We start from the raw sequence: 20893 nt of genomic DNA on the forward strand, positions 1-20893 counted from the left end.
AATGACCAACCAGTCCACCGCCAACGACGTCCTCATGGGAGGCAGCGGCGCCCCCGCCGTCAAGCTCACCGAAGGCGTCACCATCTCCGGCCGCATCACCTTCATCTCCGACCCCTACCAGGAGCGCGAGTACGACCAGAACAACCCCGGCAACGGGGCCCCGAAGTTCTTCAAGTCCGGCGACCCCATCATGACGTTCTACGTCGACCTGGCCACCGACCAGCGCGACCCCAGCATCGAGGACGACGACGGCACCCGCCGCCTCTACATGGACGGCGCCCGCATCAAGAAGGCCGTGCGCAGCGCGGTCCAGGCCGCCAGAGCAACCGGCCTGAACCCCGGATCGACGCTCACGATCAGCTGCATCGGCTACGAGACCCCGGGCGACCTGCGCTCCGGGAAGATCTACCAGGCCAACTACACGCCCGGGAACGCGGCCAGCAACGTGCTGATGGGCACCACCGTGACCGGCGCACAGGCCCCCGCCCCGTCGTTCGCGCAGCCCCCGCAGCCCGCCTACCAGCCGCCGGCCCCGCAGCCGACCTACGTGCCCCCGGCCCCGCAGCCCACGCAGCAGGCACCCGCCGCAACGGCACCGCAGTTCACCCCCGAGCAGCTCGCCGCGTTCGCCGCCGCCGGCATCCCCACCTCCGCCATCCCCGGACTGCAGGGCTGACATGACCCGCGAGTACGTGAACCCAGCCACCGGTGAAACCATCATCGACCCGCCGGTCAGACCGTTCCCCGAGGTCCTCCGCGAGATCGGCGACGGACACCTCGCCCAGGACCTCTCCGAAAAGCTGTTCGACCTCCTCCACAAGGTCCAGGCCACCGGACGCCAAGGCGCACTGACCCTGACGTTGACCGTCTCCAGCAAGGGAGCCGGCCGCGTCGACGTCGTCGACTCCGTCAAGGTCAAGGCCCCCGAGTTCGACCGGCCCAAGACCGCCTTCTTCATCGACAAGCAGGGCAACGCCAGCAGGCGCGACCCGAACCAGCCCGAGATCCCGGGCGTCACCAACATCCGAAAGGACGCATGACCATGACCGACACCAACGCAACCCCCCTCCTCGAGGTCCTCCCCCAGGAGCTCCTCGCCGACGACCACGGCCACGCTCTGCTCGCCATCACCGCGCAGCAGGCCGTCATGCCCCGCGAGATCGACGAAGGCGTCTTCGCGATCCTGAACGCCGACGGCGGCGTGGAGATCATCGAGACCCCCGGCTACAAGAAGCAGCGCGAACACGACTGGCACCGGGCCCACACCGCCGACACCCCCGAGTTCCTCCACCGCCAGGTCACCGTCCTCGACGTCGACTCCCTCGTCGACTACCTCGCCCACAACACCGGCATCGACCCGAGCAAGGTCGAGGACGACAACGCGCACGGCTCCGGCGAACTGGAGATGTGGGCCGACATCGACCGCCGCACCATCAAGGCGATCCTCGACGGCGGAACGGGGCTGCGCAAGCACACCGCAACCCTGCAGCTCAAGACCTCCCGCGAGTGGGACGAATGGGCCCAGGTCGACGGGAAGCTGTTCAAGCAGGCCGAGTTCGCCCAGTTCCTCGAGAACCACATCTCCACCATCGCCGAACCCGACGGCGGCACCCTCCTCGACGTCGCCCAGACCCTGCAGGCCACCACCAGCACCGTGTTCAAGCAGCAGGCCATCCTTGCCAACGGGCAGCGCCAGTTCCGCTGGGAGGAGACCGTCGACGCCCGCGCCGGCCAGTCCGGAGACCTGAAGATCCCGTCCGAACTGACGCTGGTCCTGCGCCCCTTCCAGGGATCCGAACCGATCGCGCTCCTGGCCCGATTCCGCTTCCAGATCCGCGAAGGCGTCCTGTCCCTCGGAATCAAGCTCGCCGAGCCCGAGAACGCCATCGAGGAAGCCTTCGGCGTGCTCGTCAACCAGCTGCAGACCCAGGTGCCGGTGCGCATCAACCACGGCGTCGGCTGAGTCGCGTCGCGCCAGGACGACGACTCCCGCCCTGGCGCGGCCCAATCCAGCCGCCACCCCGCCCGACAGAAAGGCGCCCCGCACTCATGGCCTCCCCACACATCCTCAACGCCGCAGCCACGTGGTACACCGCCGGCACCATGCCCCTGCCACTGCGCGCCGACGGATCCAAAGCCCCCGCCGTCAACTGGCGCACCTACCAACACCAGCGCCCCACCTGGGACCAGGTCGCCGCCCTCTTCCAGGCCGACACCGACGGCCTCGGCGTCATCTGCGGCAACGTCTCCGGCCACCTCGAAATGCTCGAGTTCGAAGGCCCCGCCGTCACCGACGGCCTCGTCGCCCAAGTCGCCTCCGCCTGCACCGACCACGGCCGCCAGGACCTGTGGCAGCGCGTCGCCGACAGCTACAAGGAAGTCAGCCCCGGCGGCGGCCTCCACCTCTACTACCAGATCACCGACGGCGACACCCTCCCCAACACCAAACTCGCCCGACGCCCCGCCACCAACGACGAACTCGCCCAGAACCCCAGCAACAAGATCCGCGTGCTGATCGAAACCCGCGGCGAAGGCGGCTTCTCCGTCGTCGCACCCTCCGCCGGCCGATCCCACCCCACCGGCCGCGCCTGGACCCAGATCAGCCCCGGCGGCGTCGACACCCTCGCCCACCTCACCGCCGACGAACGCGACTTCCTCCACGACATGTGCCGCCTCTTCGACGCCATGCCCCAGACCGACACCTACACACCCCCAGCCACCCCGACACCCCCCACCGACGGACGCCTACGCCCCGGCGACGACTTCAACGCCCGCGCCAACTGGGACGACATCATCGGCACCCACGGATGGCAACGAGCATGGCGAGGCCACGGCCTCTACAGCACCTGGCTCCGCCCCGGGAAGAAACACGGCGAACGGATGTCAGCGACCACCGGCCGAGACGAACACGACCGCCTCTTCGTCTTCTCCACATCCACCGAGTTCGAAGCCGAAAAGCCCTACGACAAGTTCGGCGCCTACGCCCTCCTCGAACACAACGGCGACCTCGCCGCCGCCACCAAAGCCCTGGCCGAGAAGGGCTACGGCGACCCCGCACCCGAGAGACGACTCACCCTGCTCCCATCCGACCCCGGATACCAACGCACCGCCGCCACCACCGGGCCCGCCACCGACGGCGCCACAGCCCTCGCACCCATCGTCCAGCTGCAACCCGCCACCACCGTCGACGACAACGAAGACGCCCTCGCCACCGCCTTCGTCGCCCAGGTCGCCGACATCCTCCGCTACTGCCCACAACGCTCACAGTGGCTCCACTGGACCGGCGCACGCTGGGAATGGGACGAAGCCGAAATCCACCGCGAACTCGTCAAAGACATCGCCCGCCGACTCCCCGCCACCGACAAGTACGAACGCGCCTGGCGCCGCAAGATGCTCACCGCCAACGGCATCTCCGCCATCGCACGCCTCGCCCGCACCGACCCGCGCATCGTCGTCCACATCAACCAGCTCGACGCCCAACCCTGGGAACTCAACACCCCCGGCGGCATCATCAACCTCCGCAGCGGCGAACTCCTCCCACCCGACCCCGCGAAGCTCCACACCCGCACCACCAGCTGCACACCCGACTTCACACTCGACGCACCCCACTGGACCCGCTTCCTCGACGACACCTTCGGCGGCGACCAGGAACTCATCGACTTCGTCCAACGCATCCTCGGCGTGGCCATCATCGGCCAAGTCCTCGAACAGATCCTCCCCTTCGCCCACGGCGCCGGCGCCAACGGCAAATCCACCCTCATCGAAGCCGTCATGCAGACCCTCGGCAGAGGCCAAGGCGGCTACTCGATCGCCGCAGCCGCCGAAATGCTCATGGTCAGAAGACACTCCGAACACCCCGCCGAACTCGCACAACTCGCAGGCGCCCGCATGGTCGTGTGCTCCGAGCTCGAAGACGGCCAACGGTTCGCCGAAGCCCGGATCAAGCAGCTCACCGGCTCCGACTCCATCAACGCCCGCCACATGTACGGCAACCCGTTCACCTTCACCCCCACCCACACCATCTTCCTGATCGCGAACCACAAGCCGATGGCCACCGTCGGCGGCAACGCCCTCTGGCGACGAATCGTCCTCATCCCCTTCGAACACGTCGTCCCCGAGCACCTCCGCGACCCACACCTCGCCGCGAAGCTCGAAGCCGAAGCCCCCGCCATCCTCGCCTGGCTCGCCCGCGGATCCGCGTGCTGGTACGCCGGTGGCCTCCGGATCCCCGCTGCCGTGAAGGCCGCCTCCGAGGCCTACCGGAAGGACGAGGACACCGTCGGGCGGTTCGTCGCCGAACAGTGCCACGTCCCCGCAGGAGGCGGCGGAGGACTCGTCCAGGTCAAGGTCGGCGAACTCCGCCGCGCCTACGAACAGGCCTGCATCGAACTCGGCGACGACCCTGTCTCCGCCCGCCGCTTCAGCCAGGAACTCCGCGATCGCTGGGGCATCGAAGCAGTCAAGGCCGCGAAGGGTGCACGCTTCTACAAGGGCGTTGCCTTGATCACGGTCGAGGACGACCCGGGCGACGACCAGGAGCCCGAGGACGGCGGCCTCCTGTGATGAGAACTGCCACCCGCGAGGTCTCGCCGCTCGACACCACCGGCTGCGTCAGCGTTCTCGGCATAAGTGCCACTCCTGCCACCCAGGTGGCAGGAGTCGGCGCCCGGGGTGGCGCAGGTGGCACTTATGTCCAAACCTCCGACGCACATTCCTATTTCCGTCGCGACAAGGGGCAACACGCCTTCCGGGTGGCGCGGGTGGCAGATATGCCCAAACCTTCGACGCGCGCATGGGTGGCAGAGGTGGCACATAGTCCGAACTTTTCCCTCACGCGGGCGCGCGTACACACATACATGCGCCCCCGCGGCAGAGGTTTCGGAACATGCGCCACCTCTGCCACCCACGGGCCTCGGACGGCGGCCACCCGATGACCCAGGACGCCCTCTTCGGACGACCAACTGTTCGGGAGCCCCGAACAGTTCACCCCGCCCAACACCTCGACAGCCGAGCCATCCGAGCGACCTGGTGCCGCACCTGCAAAGCCCCCATCCTCCACGGCCCCAACGACGTCCTCGCCGCCTTCGACACCGACGTCGATCCTCTCCCGCTCTCGGCCGTCGGCGAGCTCACCGCGCTCCTCCAAGGCCGACGCACCGTCGCCCTGGAGCGCTACGGCGCCAGCCTCCACCTCAGACGCCGCGGCCGCCACGAAATCACCAGCCGCCCCGCCGGCACCCGCCGCATCGACGTCCTCGCCACCCACCAATGCGACGCCGAGCCGCTACCCACCATCGCCACCCAGTTCCCCGCCCGCCCCGCCAACGCCGTCGACCCCGACGCCCCCGCCCCGTTCTGATCAAGGAGAAGTCACCTCATGGACACCACCGCAGCCCCGGCCACCTCATGGACCTCGGCAAGCTCGCAGGGCCCCCTGCACTGCGCCAGAGGCTGCACCCGGCCCGACAGGCACCTGTCTGCCTGTCCCGACACCGACACCTGCCCCGGCTGCGAACCCCGCCTCACCGAGGTCGGCCACCTCTGCCGACGCTGCCACACCCGCCTCGAGCGCTACCTCGGCGACGACACCAGCTGCGAGTCGATCGCCGGCGCAGCCCGATGGCTCGCCGACAACCTCGGCCAGCACCTCCGCTCCCCCCGCGGCGGACGCGGCGCAGGCGACTCCATCGACCGCCTGGTCTCCGTCGCCGACGCCATGTCCGGGCTGCAGATCGCGCTCGTCGAGCTCGCCGAGGACTACCTCCAGCGCCACGTCGACGACACCACCCCCGCCGCCGTCGCCGCACGCCTCCGGCCCTGGGCCACTGCTCTGGCGGCCTGGGAGCCGATCTCCGGCACTCTCGACCACCTCGACGACCTGATGCATGAGGCGCACGCCGTGGCGCCCTGGAGAGGCAGAGACCCACATCGCAGCGAGGAAGCCGCAGCCGCGCTCTACCTCGCGCCTGCCGAATCCACCGAGGAGATCTGCACACGCTTCGCGATCGCACCCCAACGCCTCTGGAAGGCCCGCCAACGCAACAAGCTCACGCCCTTCGACCCTCACGCGAAGCCGCTGTCCTGGCGCCCGTGGGACGTCTTCGCGTACCTCCACCCCGATGACGCCAGGCGCTACGAAGCGATCCTCGCCCGCCCCCAAACCGACGTCGTGTGGACCAGCGAGAGCGCCCCCGCAACCGTCTGAGAGCTGCTATCCTGACAAACGACGTAACTCGTGCACCCAAAATCCGGTGCCACCCTGAACCCCTGCCGAGGCCCAGCCCGCAGGGGTTCTTGCATGCCCACCGGAGGTGACCGTGCCCACCTGCACCGCCACCGCCAAGAGCACCGGCGCCCCCTGCCGCAACCACGCCCTCCCCGGACTCACCGTCTGCCGCATCCACGGCGGCGCCACCAAGGCCGCCAAAGCCAAGCAGAAGCGCGAACTCGAACGCACCCGCGCCGCCAACCTCGCCACCCGCTTCGGCGTCCCGATCGACACCACCCCGCAGCAGGCACTCCTCGACGAAGTCCAACGCGCCGCCGGCATGGTCGCCTACTACGGCGCCAAAGTCCAAGCCCTCGAAGCCGACAACCCCGACACCCTCGTCTACGGCACCACCCGCCAAGAAGCCCGCACCGGCGCCGAGTACGGCACCACCCGCGTCGACGAAGCCACACCCAACATGTGGCTCACCCTCTGGAACGACGAACGCGACCGCCTCGTCCGCGTCTCCGCCGCCGCCATCAAAGCCGGCATTGAGGAGCGCCGCGTCCAGCTCGCCGAGCAGCAGGGCCAGCTCATCGCCTCCGTGATCCGCCGCGTCCTCGACCGGCTCCACCTCACCCAGGCTCAGCAGATCCTCGTCGGTGAAGTCGTTCCCGCCGAACTGCGGGCCCTCGCCCAAGGAGGCTGACCAGGAGGAGGCCGCCGTGAGTACCGCCATCTGGGAAGCCGCCCTCGAAGCCGCCGCCCGCTTCTTCGAGCCCGCCACGCACACCGGCCCGGTCACCCCCGGCGACCTGGCCCGCATAATCGACCCGCGCACCGTGCAGACCCCCGCGCTCGACCTCATCGACGCCGCGCTCGAGCAGCTCCTCGACGAACCCGACGGACGGCTCATCATCACGATGCCGCCCCAGGAAGGTAAGTCGACGCGCGTCGCCCGCGACTTCCCCGCCTGGGCGCTCGTCCGCAACCCGGACCTACGGATCATCTCCGGGTCCTACGCCCAAGGCCTCGCCAACCGCAACGGCCGCGCCGTCCGCAACGCCATCGCCGCCCACCCCGACCTCGGCATCACCATCGCCGACGACCACGGCGCCGCCTCCGAATGGTCCCTCGCTGGCCACCACGGCGGCCTCGTGTCCGTCGGCCGCGGCGCCGGCGTCGCAGGCCGACCCGCAGACCTCCTCATCATCGACGACCCCCTCAAGGACCGCGCCGAAGCCGACTCGCCCACCATCCGCGACACCTGCTGGGACTGGTGGACCGACGCCCTCGCCGCACGCCTCGCGCCAGGCGCCCCCGTCGTCCTCATCACCACTCGCTGGCACGAGGACGACATGGTCGGGCGCCTCACCACGCTCGATGCCGACGCCGGCTGGCAGGTCCTCAACATCCCCGCTCAGTGCGAAGAACCCGACACCGACCCCCTCGGTCGCGACCTGGACGAGTACATGGACTCGGCGCGCCGCCGCACCCCCGCCCAGTGGGAGGCGCGGAAACGCACCGCCGGCTCACGCACCTGGGCAGCCCTCTACCAAGGCCACCCCTCCCCCCAGGCCGGCGGGATCTTCCAACGCGACTGGTGGCGCCACTGGCACCACCCACCCACCCGCCTCGACCACGTCATCCAGTCCTGGGACATGGCCTTCAAAGGCACCGACCGCACCGACTTCGTCGTCGGGCAGGTGTGGGCGAAGATCGACGCCGACTACTACCTCCTCGACCAGGTCCGCGGACGCTGGAACTTCCCCGAAACCATCGCCCAGGTCCGCCTCCTCTCCGACCGCTGGCCCATGGCCATCGGGAAACTCGTCGAAGACAAAGCCAACGGGCCCGCCGTCATCGACACCCTCCGCAACGAACTCCCCGGCCTGATCCCCGTCGAACCACGCGGCGGGAAAACCGTGCGCGCCGAAGCCGTCTCCCCCCTCCCCGAAGCCGGGAACGTGTACCTGCCACCAGCCACCACCCCATGGGTCCAGGCGTTCGTCGACGAGCTCGCATCGTTCCCCAACGGCAGCCACGACGACCAGACCGACGCCGCCACCCAAGCCCTCGCACACCTCGCCATCACACCCACCGGCCCCGCCACCCACGGCACCGGCTTCTGGGACATCGGATAGCCACTCCCGGGAGGAGACCGCCTTGCACGACCACCTCATCGGCGCCATCGTCACCGAATGGCGACACCGCCTCCCCGGATACACCGAACAGCGCAACTACTGCGACGGCAACCACCAGCTCCGCTTCGCCACCCCCGACTTCGAAGCCAAGTACGGCTCCCAGGTCCGGGCGCTGCGTGAGAACCTCTGCGAAGGCGTCGTCAGCGCCTTCACCGACCGCCTCGCCATCGCCTCCTGGGGCGACAAGGCCGCCGCGAAGATCGACGATGCCGAAGGCCTCGAACGCCTCCTCGGCTACGTCCACGACGAAGCATTCCGCTGCGGCGACGGCTACGTCCTCGTCTGGCCCGGACCCGACGGACAGCCCACCCCCCACTACCACCGCGCCGACCAGATCGTCCCCCACGTCGACCCCGCCAACCCCGCCGTCCTCGACTGGGCCGCGAAGATCTGGGTCGACACCAATCACTACGGCCGCATCAACATCTACGACCGCCACCAGGTCGAGCGCTACCGCACCCTCGGCCGCCTCCCCGAAGATCACCACGCCTCCGACCTGCCCGAGAACCCCACCGCATGGATCCCGATGGACCTCGACGGCGAAGGCGACGTCATCCGGCACACCTTCGGCGCCACACCGGCCCTGTGGTGGAAGCAGGGAGCCGACACCGCCGACGGGCACGGCAAGTCGATCCTCACCAACGTCATCCCCCTCCAGGACGCGAACAACAAGTCCGTGGCGAACCTCGTCGTCACCGAAGAGGCCTACGCCCGACCCTTCCGGTACCTGCTGAACTTCAAACCCGCATCGGACAACCCGTTCGTCGCCGCCGGCGAATACATGACCGCCATGGCGAAGGCCGCCAACTCCACCGTGAAGCGCCGCTTCGACCCGTCCCGGCAGCAGATCTTCACCCACGACGGCCCCGGCCCCTTCGGGCAGCTCGACCCCGCCGACCTGCAGCAGCTCGTCAAGGTCCAGGACGCCTGGGCCGTGAAGATCGCCCGCGTCGTCGGGATCCCGCCCTACTACCTCACCCAGACATCCGGCGACGTCCCCTCCGGCCAGTCCCTGCGCGTCCTCACGTCCCGCCTGACAGCCCGCGTGCGCCGCTTCCAGCGCGACTCCGCACCCGTCCTCCGCGGCCTCGCACAACTCCTCGGGATCCCCGAACCCGACATCACCTGGGCGCCACCCATGGACCTCGACCCCCTCGAGAAGTGGCAGGTCGCCCAGATCCGCCAGAGCCTCGGACTCGCCCTCGAAGACGTCCTCACCGACACCGGCACCGCCGACATCGAAGGCGTCGTCGAACGCGCCACCGCCGCAACCAGTCAGCGCCTCGGCGACATGGGCAAGGCGCTGCGCGACGGCCAGATCGGATTCTGACCCATGGCCATCACCGGCCACACCCTCGACCTCGCCGCCCAGGCCAAAGCCCACACGACCGCCACCGTCGACGCCTACACCTACCAGCAGATCCGCGCCTGGGCGCAGGCATGGGACGACATCGCAGCCGAGTTCGACGCCAAGCTGGCCCGACTCCAGAAGCTGGGCCGGTTCGCCGACGCCATGGACACCGAACGCCTCCGCCAACTGCAACAGTCCATGTCCCAAGTCGTCGACCGGCGCCTCGCCGAGCTCATCAACGAGACCGGCGCGCAGGTCGGCGCGACGAACAGGCAGCTCGCGAACCAGACCGTCGCCGACATGGCCGACGTGCTGCGCTCCCAGGTCGACCCGTCCTACTGGCCCGGATTCATCCGCCCCGTCCCCCAAGCGACCCTCGACTGGGTCGCCGACCGCGCCACCCAGCAGATCACCGTCCGCAACTACTTCCTCCAGGTCGACGCCACCAAGGCCATGAAACGCGAACTGATGATCGGGCTGGCGGCCGGCGACAACCCCAACGACGCCGCCCGACGCATGATCCGCCGCGTCGAGGGCGAGTTCAACGGCGGCCTGACCCGCGCCACCGTCATCTCCCGCACCGAGATGCTCGACGCGACCCGCCACGCCGCCCTCGAGCAGCGCAAGGCCAACGCCGACATCCTCGACGGCTGGATCTGGCACGCCGACCTGTCATCGCGCACCTGCCCCGCCTGCTGGTCCCTACACGGCTCCGTGCACCCCGTCGAGGAGGCCGGCCCGATCGACCACCACCAGGGCCGCTGCACCGCGCTCCCGAAGACGAAGTCCGCCGAGGAGCTCGGCCTGGCCGGCGGCGACATCCCCGGCCTGGACCCCACCCAGGCCGACGCGCAGGCAACGTTCGAAGCCCTCCCCGAGAGCGTGCAGCGGGAAATCCTCGGCCCCGCCCGATTCGAGGCCTGGAAGTCCGGCCAGTACCCCATGAGTTCGTGGGCTCAGCGGGTCGAGCACTACGAGACCGTCAACGGGCAGCGGGTTCAGACGTGGCGTGACTCCATGCGCGTCTCGAACGTGCCGAAGGAGCCTGCCGGCGGCTGGAAGTGGCCCGCCCCTCCGGAAGGGCGGCGTCTCACGCCCGCTGAATCCGCGCACTTCGCGGCCCGCCAGCAGGCGGTCCCGTTCCAGTTCAACGGTGTCGCTCTCACCCCGCGTGAGGTCCAGTTCGTGGAGCGCATGCATGCCCGCGGCGAGGTCCTGGAATGGATCCCGGCGCCTGAGCGGGACACCGCAGGCAGGCTTCCGAAGCACAACGACTTCATCTGGATCAGCCGCGACAACCGGGCGTGGGAACTCAAGTCGCCGGTGGCGAAGTACGCGTCTGTGAGGCGCGCAATTGCCTCTGATGCGGGTGCGAAGGACCGCTTCCTCGTGGACCTTGGTTCCGAGGATGCATCACAAGGCCTGCTCCGGGCATTGAGCGCGTACAACGCTCGGACCCGTGGGGCTCACGTCAGGGAGATCGTGGTCCTCAGCGGAGACGGGGGCACTCTCACCAACGTCAATCTCGTCTGAAGTAGCAGGAACGGAGCGCTACGCCCCTGCGTTCATTCGGCCCATTATTCCGGGGCTTGCGGGGGGTCACGCTCCGTTCGACATCCAGATTACCACCCACGCCCGCGACGGGCACCAACCCAAAGGAGAAGCCGCGATGGCCGACGCCACCACCCCCGACCCCAACGACCAGGCCCCCACCCAGGAGCCCCAGGCCACCGACGAGAAGCTCGGCGACCCCGGCCTCAACGCACTGCGTTCGGAGCGCGAAGCCCGCAAGACCGCGGAGAAGCAGCTCCGTGACGCCACCGCCAAGCTCGCCGCCTTCGAAGACGCGAACAAGACCGAAGCCCAGCGCCTCACCGACAACGCCTCCAAGGCCGAACAGCGAGCCCAGCAGGCCGAACAGCGCCTCACCGACGCACTCACCCGCCAGGCCGTCATGAACGCCGCGATCGAAGCCGGCACCATCGACGCCGAAACCACCACCCTCCTCGCGCTCGCCGGCGGCGCCGTCACCCTCGACGACAACGGCGAAGTCATCGGCGCGAAGAAGGCCATCGACGCCCTCACGAAGTCGAAGCCGCACCTGTTCCGCCCGGCCGGCGCCGGGACACGGGACGCCACAGCCAGTGGCACCCAGGCCTCCACCCAGTCCATGGACGACTGGCTCCGAGGCATCAACTAACCCCACACCCCCCGGCCACCACACCGGGACCCAAGGAAGGAAACCGCCCATGGCCGGATACGACAAGCAGATCCAGCGCGCAAATGTCCCCATCCCCGAGACCGTCTCCAAGGAGATCATCCAGGAGGCCGCCCACGGCTCCGTCGTCCTCAACAACGCCCGCAAGGTGCCGCTGTCCACCAAGACGATGAAGCAGCCGGTCCTCGCGACCCTCCCCGAGGCCTACTGGCTCGCCGGCGACACGTCGCTGAAGGAGACCACGAGCGTCGAATGGGAGAACGTGGTGATGACGGCCGAGGAACTCGCCGTCCTCGTCCCCGTCCCCAACGCCCTCATCGACGACACCTCCATCCCGATCTGGAGCGAGATCAAGCCGCTCCTCGTCGAGGCCATCGGCAGCAAGGTCGACGCCGCCGCCATCTGGGGCGACGACAAGCCCACCTCCTGGCCCACAGCGATCGTCGAGGCCGCCACCGCCGCAGGCAACAAGGTCGAGGCCGGCGCCGACCTGACCGTCGGCGTCGCCGCGCTCGGACAGGCCCTCGCCGAGGACGGGTTCGCCCCCAACGGGTTCCTCACCCGCCCCGGCTTCAACTGGAAGCTCATCGGGCTCCGCGGCGACGACGGCCACCCGATCTACACCCCGAACCTCGTCCCCGGCCAGCCGTCCGCCCTGTACGGCATCAAGCTCGACGAGGTCCTCAACGGCGCCTGGAAGACCACCGACCCGGCCACCCACCTCATCGGCCTGGACTGGAAGAAGTTCGCCGTCGGTATCCGCCAGGACATCACCTTCGACCTGTTCGACCAGATGGTGATCTCCGACGCGGCCGGCAAGGTCGTGTTCAACGCGGCGCAGCAGGACTCCAAGGTCATGCGTGTCGTGTTCCGCGTCGGGTTCCAGATCGCGAACCCGCTCACGCGCGTGAACCCGACGAAGGCGAACCGCTACCCGGCGGCCGTCCTCACCGACGCGGCCTGACCATGGTCGAGGTCACCGACGGCCATGAACAGCTGACCGTCGCCGAGAAGGATGTGCGGTTCATGGAGTCCCTCGGCTGGACCCGTGTCGAGGAACCCGCAGCCCCGGCCGCGCCGAAGCGCACCCGCACCAAGAAGTGAGGAGAGGCGGCATGGACCAACCCACCACCGTTGACACCGTCAAACAGCTCGTCGGCGACCACGCCGCCTCCCTCCTCACCGACGACGACCTCGACAGGGCCGTCGACCAGGCCGCCGTCGCCGACACCAACGGACGACTCCCAGAGGACCCCGACTGGGAGCCGACCTACGAGCCGTACTGGGCCGCAGCCGAGGCAGTCACTGCGCTGGCGATCCGCGCAACGACCACCCCGACGCTGACCGAGTTCACCGCCGAAGGGGCCACGTTCAAGCGACGGACCCCCGACTGGTGGGCCGCGGCCGAGGCACTCAGAAGCCAGTCACCGCTGGCGCGGGCGATCCGCGCCACCACCGGCGGCCTCGGCGTCATCGACCTCCACACCGGCGCCGGCTACGACACCACCGCCCAGACCTGGCCCGACACACACGTCCCCCGCGTCATCGGGAACTGGACCTGACCATGCTCACCGCCACCGAACTGGCAGAGGCCCGCGCGATGCAGACCTCCCTCATGGCCAGCACCCTCCTCATCGAACGCCGCGACGGCGTCACCGAAGGCGACTACTCGGCCACCACCCAGTGGACCCCCATCTACCAGGGCCCCGGCCGCCTCCAGGCCGACAGCCGCACCAAGGCGCCGCTCGTCGACCTCGGAGGGCAGCTCGTCCGCCCAGCGAGCTACGCCGCAGCGATCCCCTGGGACGCCCCACCCATCGCCATCGGCGACCGGGTCACCGTCACCGCATCAACCACGGCAGCCGGCAGCTACACGATCCAGTCCGTCGAGCACGGCGCCACGTTCGTGACGTGCCGCCGCTTCACCGCAGAGGAGGACACCTGATGCACCTGTCAGTCGACGCCACCGGCGTCACCCACCTCCGCCAACAGATGGGCACCATCCCCCGCGAGATCCGAGACAAGGCCGGGCGATCCGTGCGTGTCCGGGCTCACGAAATCGAGTCCCTCGCCAAGCAGCAGGTCGCCGTCGACACCGGCTACCTGAAGTCGACCATCGGCGTGAACTCAGCCTTCGACCTGCGCACCAGCACCTCCGACCTGGTCGCAACCGTCGGCGCCTCGGCGCACTACGCCGCCTACGTCGAATACGGCACCGCGAAGATGCCACCCCGACCGTTCCTCGGCCCAGCCTTCGACACCGTCCGCCCCCGCTTCGAGGCCGACATCGAAGCGATCATGCGGGAGGCGTTCACGTGATCGACGCCCTCACCGGCCGCCTGGACGGCCTCGCCGTCTACCTCGTCGACGTCCCCGCCAACCCCGGAGACGCCTACGTCGTCCTCTACCCCGCCACCGGGCTCCTCACCAGCCACGGCTACGCGGCCTCGCCCACCGACCAGGCCGACGAGTTCCGCGCCATGTGCGTGTCCAACTCCGCAGCTGGTGTCACCCGCCTTCTCGACCGGGTTCGCGGGCGACTCACCGGCTGGTGCCCGTTTCCCGACGACCCCAGCCACAGCCCCCTCTACGAGACCGACGCCGGACCGGTCCTCACCACCCGCGTCGAGGGCCGCACCCTGTACTCCCTCACGCTCGTCTACCGCGCCCACCGGCGCAGAAAGAAGACACCATGACCGCCAACCTGATCAGGGTCCGCGACAAGCGCACGGGCCACGAGATCACCATCAACAAGGCCCTCGCCGACGACCACTACGAGCTCGTCAACGAGCCGGCCGTGGACGGTAACGGCAAGCCGCGCGCCCCGAAGCCTGCCACGGCCGCACCGGCCGAGGAGGCCGCCGACACCCCGCCCAAGGCGCAGCCGCGCCCCACCAAGACCGACACCAAGGAGAAGTGACCCATGTCCATGACCGCAGTGGAACCCACCGGCATCAACGTCGCGGGGAAGGCCTGCCTGTACTGGGTCCCCGCCATCGCCGACCCGGCCAACCCGACGCTGACCGAACTCAACGCCGGCATCAACCTGTCGAAGATCCTCTACGCCTGGGACCCCAACGGCACCCAGGCCACCAGCGAGCGCTGGCGCTACGGATCCGAGACCGGCGGCCAGAACCTCGGCACCGTCACCTACGACCCCGCCGAGGTCGAGTACGACTACGACCCGCAGGCACCCGACGACGCCGACGAGTACGCCCACTACGCGGCCCTCGTCCCCGACCTGGGCGGCTTCCTCTACGACCGCCGCGGCCTCCCCACCGCCACCGCCCTGGCCGCCGGCCAGTTCGGCGACGTCTACCCCGCCAAGCTCGGCAAGCGACTCCGCGCCGCCGCCGTCGCCTCCGAGGCCGCCTCCACCTTCCACATCCGCCAGAAGATCGTCATCACCGGCGAAGTCCTCCAGGACATCGAGATCGTCGCCGGATCCTGACCCACACCCATCCCAGACCGGCAGAAGGCCCCGCATCCCTCCTTTCGTGTGCGGGGCCTTCTGCCACCCTCAACGAAAGGAACCCCTCCATGTCCACCATCCGTGACGCCCTCCGCGCCCGCATCGACGGCGACATCCGCGCCACCGTCAAGGTCAAGATCTACGGCGACCCCGAAGCCAAGGCCCGCCTCCTCACCCTCGAGAACGAAGCCGCACAGCTGCGCGCCGACGCCGCCCTCGGCGGCCGCGCGAAGAAGATGAACAGCCGCCTCGACGACGTCATGCTCCTCATCGAAGAAACCGAACAGCGACTCCTCGACGTCACCTACTTCATCGTGCTGCGAGCACTCACCTCCGACCAGCTCGCCGAAGCCTCCTCCGGTGTCATCCCCGACGACCCGATCTCCAAGCTGTGGCGCGCCCAGCTCACCCGCGCCTTCGTCCGCGTCGAGGACCTCGACGGGAAGCCCGTCGACGACGTCACCGCCCAGGACTGGGCCGAACTCCTCGACACGATGTCGGCCCGCGAAGTCCAGACCCGCTACGAGGAACTCCAGGCCGCCGACGCGGCCGTCGCAAACCCCAGCTAGCCCAGGCCGTCGACGAGAGCCCGCAGCTGCGCGCCCGGCTGCGGCTCTCTCGCGACCTGGGCATCCCCTACCGACGGCTGTGCGGCTGGGAACCGGCCACCTACAGCCGCACCACACCCGACGGGCTCACCGTCACAACCCGCGACCCCGAATGGGCGACCGAGGACCTCGACCTCCTCGACGCCCTAGCCGCGTGGGAAGCGGACCGCTGCCCCTGCGGCTGCGGACAGGCGATGTCCGAGTGCCTCATCGACGTCAATGTCCCGGCCGAGGAGCGTCCCGCGTGGGCGGCGGGCTACCTCGAGTGCGGTGCGGGTCTCCACCTCGCCCAGGCGCAGGCCGCGCAGGCCGCTGACGACGAGGCCACGGAGAAACGCACGGGCCGCAAGGTGCCCACCGCACACCGCATCTGGCAGGTGGCCCGAAGAACCCCCAGCAACTGAACGAAAGGCGGCGAGCACATGACCGATCAGGTCCGGATCGCTCTCGCCGTCGACGCGGCAGGCGTCGACCGCGGCACCCAGCAGGCAGTCAAGGGCCTCCAGAACGTCGAGAAGGCCGCGCAGAAGGCGGGCACCTCGACCGCTGGGGCAGGGAAGCAGGCCACCACTGCGCTCGACAAGCAGGCCGGCGCCGCCGCCGACGCCGCCTCCGCCGAGACTGGCCTCGGGTCCGCTGCCGAGGACGCCGGCGCGAAGTCGGCAGCGGCCTCCGAGAAGGCCGCAGCGGCGAAGGAGAAGGAGAAGGAGGCCGCCGACAAGGTCGGCAACGCCCTCCTCGCGGTCGGCGCGATCGCTGTGGCTGTGGCCGCCGGATCGGTCGCGGCCGCCACGAACTGGGAGTCCGCCTACGCAGGCGTCCGCAAGACCGTCGACGGCACCGCCGAACAGATGGCCTCCCTCGAGGGCGACCTCCGTGGCATCACCAAGGTCGCGTCCGCGTCGCACACCGAGGTTGCGGCCGTCGCCGAGGCGGCCGGTCAGCTCGGCGTGAAACGCGACGACGTCGCCGAGTTCACCAAGGTGATGATCGATCTCGGTGTCGCCACGAACCTGACCGCCGAAGAAGGCGCAGTCGCGATTCGCCAGTTCATGAACATCATGGGCTCGGCCGCCGGCGACGTCGAGCGGATCGCGTCCTCGATCGTCGCGCTCGGCAACAACTCGGCGACCACCGAAGCCGACATCGTCGCCATGGCGCAGCGCCTCGCAGGCGCGGGCAAGCAGGCTCGCATGTCCGAGTCCGAGGTCCTCGCGATCTCGGCCGCCATGGCCTCGGTCGGTATCGAAGCCGAGGCCGGCGGCACCGCCATGTCGCTGACCCTGAAGCAGATCGACGGGATGGTCCGGGCCGGCGGGGACAAGCTCGAAACGCTGGGCGAGATCTCCGGCATGACCGGCGCGCAGTTTGCTGCGGCCTGGGGTGAGTCCGCGGCCGACGCCACCAACACCCTCGTCCTGGGCCTGGGACGCATGGGCGCCGAGGGCGAGGACGTCAACGCGACCCTGTCGGAGCTCGGGTTCGAGGGAATCCGGCAGACCGACACCCTGCTGCGTCTCTCCGGCGCGACGCAGGCGATGGGCGGCGAAGTCGACCTCCTCACCGAGTCCCTGAAGACGAGCGCCGAAGAGTTCGAACGCAACACTGCCCTCCAGATCGAGGCCGAGACCCGCTATGGCACGACCGCGGAGAAGGCGAAGATCGCCGCGAACTCGATCAACGACGGCCTGATCGATCTCGGCAACTCTCTGCTGCCGATCGCCAACGACGGCATCCAGGTCGTAACCGACCTGGCATCCGCCTTCGGTTCTCTGCCGGACTCCGTGCAGGGCGTTCTCGGGTCCGTCACTCTGCTGACAGGCGTCGTTGCGCTCGGCGCCGGCGGGGCGCTGAAGGCCGTGACCGCGTTCCAGTCCACCAAGGCCGCCGTCACCGCCCTCGGCACCTCGATGCGCACCGCGTCGCTTGCCGGTGGCGCGATCGGGCTCGCGCTTGCCGCAGCGGCCGCCGTCATCGGCAGCATGGCGTCGGCCGCAGCAGACGCCCAGGCCTTCCAGGACGACCTGGGCGCCGCGCTGCGGGAGACCAACGGCGAACTCCGCGACCAGAACGGGCTGATCTACGAGTCCATCCAGTCCGCGGCCGCGAAACGGGCACAGGACCTCGGGCTGCTCGATATCGCCTCCGAGTACGGCCTGACCATGCAGGACGTCACGTCCGCGATGCTCGGCGACGAAGCAGCCCGCCAGCGACTGATCGGCGCCATGGACGCCCAGATCGACAAGTCGCTCGAGCTCGCCGACGCGCAGGCACAGTCTGGGGAGTACTCGGGGGACGCGTCCCAGCAGGCACGAGACGCGGCCGACGCGCGAACTGAACTCGCCCGCGCTCTCGGCGAAGAGGCCAGCAACACCGATTCCGCGGTCAACAAGACCAAGCAGCTCCTCGACGCGACCGGGCAGAGCACCGACGCAACGAAGGACGACGCGGACGCCACGTCCCAGAGCGCGGACGAGAAGGCCCGCCTGGCGCAGGAGACGCAGCAGGCCGAGCAGGAGCTCCGCAACTACGTCGATGCCCTGTTCGCCGAGTCCGATGCGCAGATGCAGCTCCTCAACGGCACCCTCGACTTCAGCGAGGCGTCGCTGAACGCTGGGAAGCGGGCGAAGGAGTGGAAGGACGAGGCCAAGGAGGCCGGCGAGTCCACGAAGGACGCGTTCGACACGGGCACGCGGGCCGGTATCGAGAACAACCGCGTCATGGGTCGCATGGTCGAGGCGGCGAAGGCCGACGTGAAGGCCAAGATCGACCAGAACAAGTCCACGAAGGAAATCACCAAGACCTGGGAGGGTCACCGCAAGGAACTCATCGAGACCGCCACCCAGTTCACCGGCTCGAAGAAGGCCGCCACCGCCTACGTCGACAAGCTGATGGAGACCGCCGACTTCGGCGACATTGAGACCGCTGTCGAACTGAACAAGGCCCAGGCACAGGCGAAGCTCGACGAGTGGGAAGGCGACCTCAAGGGCCTCCCCGACGAGACCGTCTCGAAGATCAAGGCGATGCTCGAGAAGGGGCAGGTCCAAGCCGCCGAGGCGGCCCTGAACCAGGCTGCGCGCGACCGGGACGCCACGATCCGCGTCCACGTCGAGCAGCTCGTCACGAAGAACAGCAACTATTCCCCGTCCGGGTCCGTCTCGAACCTCAAGCCCAAGACGAACAGCGCCGCAGGCAACCTGTTCATGTTCAACGCAGCCGGCAACATCTCCCGCACCGGCGACGTCCCGAACGCCCACCAACCCACGATCGTCCCCGCAGGCACCAACAGGCTGTTCGCTGAGGATGAGACCGGCGGTGAGGCCTACATTCCGCTGCGCAACGACTGGCGGCGGGCCCGCGCCATCGGGATCCTCGGCACCGTCGCAGCGAGGTTCGGCCTCGGCCTGGTGCAGCCCTTCGCCGCCGGTGGCACGACCATCGACAAGGGCACCAGCACCATGGTGTCGAAGCTGAACACCGGCGTCCTCCCGCTGGACCAGATCAAGAAGTTCGGCGACGCGCTCACGAAGGCCACCAAACCCATCTCCGGGCTGGAGAAGGCCTCGAAGGAGGCGAAGGACGCCCTCAGCGCCGCGAGGACCGTAGCGAACGATGCGAGGGCCGAGTCGAACAAGGCCAACGCCGACCTCGCGAAAGCGAAGAAGATCGACCCGGACTCCAAGCTCGGGAGGGCCAACGCTGAGCTCGCGAAGGCACAGAAGGTCGTCGACCCGTCGTCGAAGCTCGGCAAGGCCCGCGAGGCGACGCGTGTGGCCGAGGAGAAGCTCGCCGCGGCGAAAACGAAGTCCCAAAGGGAGGCGAGGGAGAAGGACCTCGCGAAGGCGCAGGCGAAGCAGCAGAAGCTGGAGGATGCCAGGCAGCGGCGCATCGACCGCGCCCAGGAGAAAGCGGACTACCTCGCCGCAGCCCACGAGAAGAAGGTTGCCGACGCCCAGAAGGCCGCCGACAAGGCCGAGAAGAACGTCAACAAGGCCATCAAGGAACGCACGAAAGCGGAGGAAGCTGCCGAAGCTGCGAGCGCCGCGCTCACCAAACAGAAGCAGAAGGAGAAGGACGCGGCCGCCGACCTCCTCGCAGCGCAGCAGGCTCTCGCTGACTCTGCCCGATCCGCCGCGGACTCGCTCGTCGACCAGTACCTCACCGGCGGCGACGCCGCCGATCTCGTCGACAACATGAACACCGGCGCTGCCGAGATGGAGCTGTTCGCCCAGCTGATCGAACAGCTCCGCAAGCTCGGCCTCGATGAGTCCGTCATCCAGGAGATCATCGAACAGGGCGTCGAGACCGGGTCCGAGACGGCTGCCGACATCATCGCCCGCGGACCCGACTCGGTCGCCGAGCTGAACAAGGCCGCGGCGGCTCTCCGCGACATCGCCGACAAGCTCGGACTCGTCCAGGTCGTCGGCGTCGAGAAGCACGCCACCGGCAGCATCTCCCGCGTCGGCGACATCCCCAACGGTCACCTCCCCGAACTCGTCCCCGCCGGCACCAACCGGCTCTTCGGTGAGAGGGAGACCGGTGGGGAGGCCTACATCCCGCTGCAGAACGACTGGCGGCGGCCGCGCGCCCTGCAGCTGTGGGCTGAGACCGGCCGACGGCTCGGCGCCCAGCAGGTGAGGGCGTTCGCCGCCGGTGACGTCATCCCTGGATCCGTGACCTTCACTGCGCAGCGCGCCACACCCACCACGGTCCACAACATCACCCAGCACAACCAGGTGACCCTGCCGTCGTTCGTCCGCGACTGGGGCCAGGCCGCCGACTACCTCGACGGCTGGGCGCTGGCCGTCCACCAGGCATAGGAAGGAGCCCTC

22 protein-coding genes are annotated in these 20893 nt (G+C 69.1%); all 22 read left to right on the top strand.

Annotated features, from left to right (window positions below; translation table 11 throughout):
• Position 1 precedes the first annotated feature (1 nt).
• Positions 2–676 (top strand): hypothetical protein, encoded by a 675-nt coding sequence (locus KDB89_RS13550; RefSeq protein WP_219081900.1) that lies wholly within the window; start codon positions 2–4, stop codon positions 674–676.
• 1 nt (position 677) lies between these two features.
• The gene (locus KDB89_RS13555; protein ID WP_219081902.1) at positions 678–1040 is read left to right on the top strand and encodes a YfdP family phage-associated protein; all 363 of its coding nucleotides are present in this window, start codon (positions 678–680) and stop codon (positions 1038–1040) included.
• Positions 1041–1042: 2 nt separating this feature from the next.
• A complete protein-coding gene (locus KDB89_RS13560; protein WP_219081904.1) occupies positions 1043–1963 on the top strand; it encodes a DUF2303 family protein in 921 nt (306 codons plus the stop codon).
• 86 nt (positions 1964–2049) lie between these two features.
• A complete protein-coding gene (locus KDB89_RS13565; protein ID WP_219081905.1) occupies positions 2050–4563 on the top strand; it encodes a phage/plasmid primase, P4 family in 2514 nt (837 codons plus the stop codon).
• Between the two features lie 322 nt (positions 4564–4885).
• Positions 4886–5359 (top strand): hypothetical protein, encoded by a 474-nt coding sequence (locus KDB89_RS13570; RefSeq protein WP_219081907.1) that lies wholly within the window; start codon positions 4886–4888, stop codon positions 5357–5359.
• A gap of 18 nt (positions 5360–5377) precedes the next feature.
• Complete coding sequence (locus KDB89_RS13575; RefSeq protein WP_219081909.1) at positions 5378–6205, top strand: hypothetical protein; 828 nt, start codon at positions 5378–5380, stop codon at positions 6203–6205.
• Between the two features lie 112 nt (positions 6206–6317).
• Complete coding sequence (locus tag KDB89_RS13580; RefSeq protein ID WP_219081911.1) at positions 6318–6917, top strand: hypothetical protein; 600 nt, start codon at positions 6318–6320, stop codon at positions 6915–6917.
• Between the two features lie 16 nt (positions 6918–6933).
• Positions 6934–8352, top strand: coding sequence for a phage terminase large subunit (terL, locus tag KDB89_RS13585; RefSeq protein WP_219081913.1), 1419 nt, complete (start codon positions 6934–6936; stop codon positions 8350–8352).
• A gap of 22 nt (positions 8353–8374) precedes the next feature.
• Complete coding sequence (locus KDB89_RS13590; RefSeq protein WP_219081915.1) at positions 8375–9742, top strand: phage portal protein; 1368 nt, start codon at positions 8375–8377, stop codon at positions 9740–9742.
• A gap of 3 nt (positions 9743–9745) precedes the next feature.
• Positions 9746–11296: a phage minor head protein gene (locus KDB89_RS13595; RefSeq protein ID WP_219081917.1), complete on the top strand. Its 1551-nt coding sequence runs from the start codon at positions 9746–9748 to the stop codon at positions 11294–11296.
• Between the two features lie 136 nt (positions 11297–11432).
• Positions 11433–11963, top strand: coding sequence for a phage scaffolding protein (locus KDB89_RS13600; RefSeq protein WP_219081919.1), 531 nt, complete (start codon positions 11433–11435; stop codon positions 11961–11963).
• 49 nt (positions 11964–12012) lie between these two features.
• Positions 12013–12945, top strand: coding sequence for a phage major capsid protein (locus KDB89_RS13605; protein WP_219081920.1), 933 nt, complete (start codon positions 12013–12015; stop codon positions 12943–12945).
• 2 nt (positions 12946–12947) lie between these two features.
• Positions 12948–13085, top strand: coding sequence for a hypothetical protein (locus KDB89_RS13610; RefSeq protein WP_219081922.1), 138 nt, complete (start codon positions 12948–12950; stop codon positions 13083–13085).
• An 11-nt stretch (positions 13086–13096) separates the two neighbouring features.
• Positions 13097–13543 (top strand): hypothetical protein, encoded by a 447-nt coding sequence (locus KDB89_RS13615; protein WP_219081924.1) that lies wholly within the window; start codon positions 13097–13099, stop codon positions 13541–13543.
• A 2-nt stretch (positions 13544–13545) separates the two neighbouring features.
• Positions 13546–13926: a DUF6093 family protein gene (locus KDB89_RS13620; protein ID WP_219081926.1), complete on the top strand. Its 381-nt coding sequence runs from the start codon at positions 13546–13548 to the stop codon at positions 13924–13926.
• Positions 13926–14300 (top strand): HK97-gp10 family putative phage morphogenesis protein, encoded by a 375-nt coding sequence (locus KDB89_RS13625; protein WP_219081928.1) that lies wholly within the window; start codon positions 13926–13928, stop codon positions 14298–14300. Before KDB89_RS13620 ends, KDB89_RS13625 begins: the two co-directional genes overlap by 1 nt.
• A complete protein-coding gene (locus tag KDB89_RS13630; RefSeq protein WP_219081930.1) occupies positions 14297–14677 on the top strand; it encodes a hypothetical protein in 381 nt (126 codons plus the stop codon). Before KDB89_RS13625 ends, KDB89_RS13630 begins: the two co-directional genes overlap by 4 nt.
• The gene (locus KDB89_RS13635; protein WP_219081932.1) at positions 14674–14901 is read left to right on the top strand and encodes a hypothetical protein; all 228 of its coding nucleotides are present in this window, start codon (positions 14674–14676) and stop codon (positions 14899–14901) included. Before KDB89_RS13630 ends, KDB89_RS13635 begins: the two co-directional genes overlap by 4 nt.
• A gap of 3 nt (positions 14902–14904) precedes the next feature.
• Positions 14905–15432, top strand: coding sequence for a phage tail tube protein (locus KDB89_RS13640; RefSeq protein ID WP_219081934.1), 528 nt, complete (start codon positions 14905–14907; stop codon positions 15430–15432).
• 89 nt (positions 15433–15521) lie between these two features.
• The gene (locus KDB89_RS13645; protein ID WP_219081936.1) at positions 15522–16022 is read left to right on the top strand and encodes a hypothetical protein; all 501 of its coding nucleotides are present in this window, start codon (positions 15522–15524) and stop codon (positions 16020–16022) included.
• 233 nt (positions 16023–16255) lie between these two features.
• Positions 16256–16465: a hypothetical protein gene (locus KDB89_RS13650; protein WP_219081938.1), complete on the top strand. Its 210-nt coding sequence runs from the start codon at positions 16256–16258 to the stop codon at positions 16463–16465.
• Positions 16466–16483: 18 nt separating this feature from the next.
• On the top strand, positions 16484–20881 hold the full coding sequence (locus tag KDB89_RS13655) for a phage tail tape measure protein (RefSeq protein WP_219081940.1): 4398 nt from the start codon (positions 16484–16486) through the stop codon (positions 20879–20881).
• Positions 20882–20893: the final 12 nt, after the last annotated feature.

It is taken from the genome of Tessaracoccus palaemonis (assembly GCF_019316905.1).
In the GTDB taxonomy this organism is placed as follows: Bacteria; Actinomycetota; Actinomycetes; order Propionibacteriales; family Propionibacteriaceae; genus Arachnia; species Arachnia palaemonis.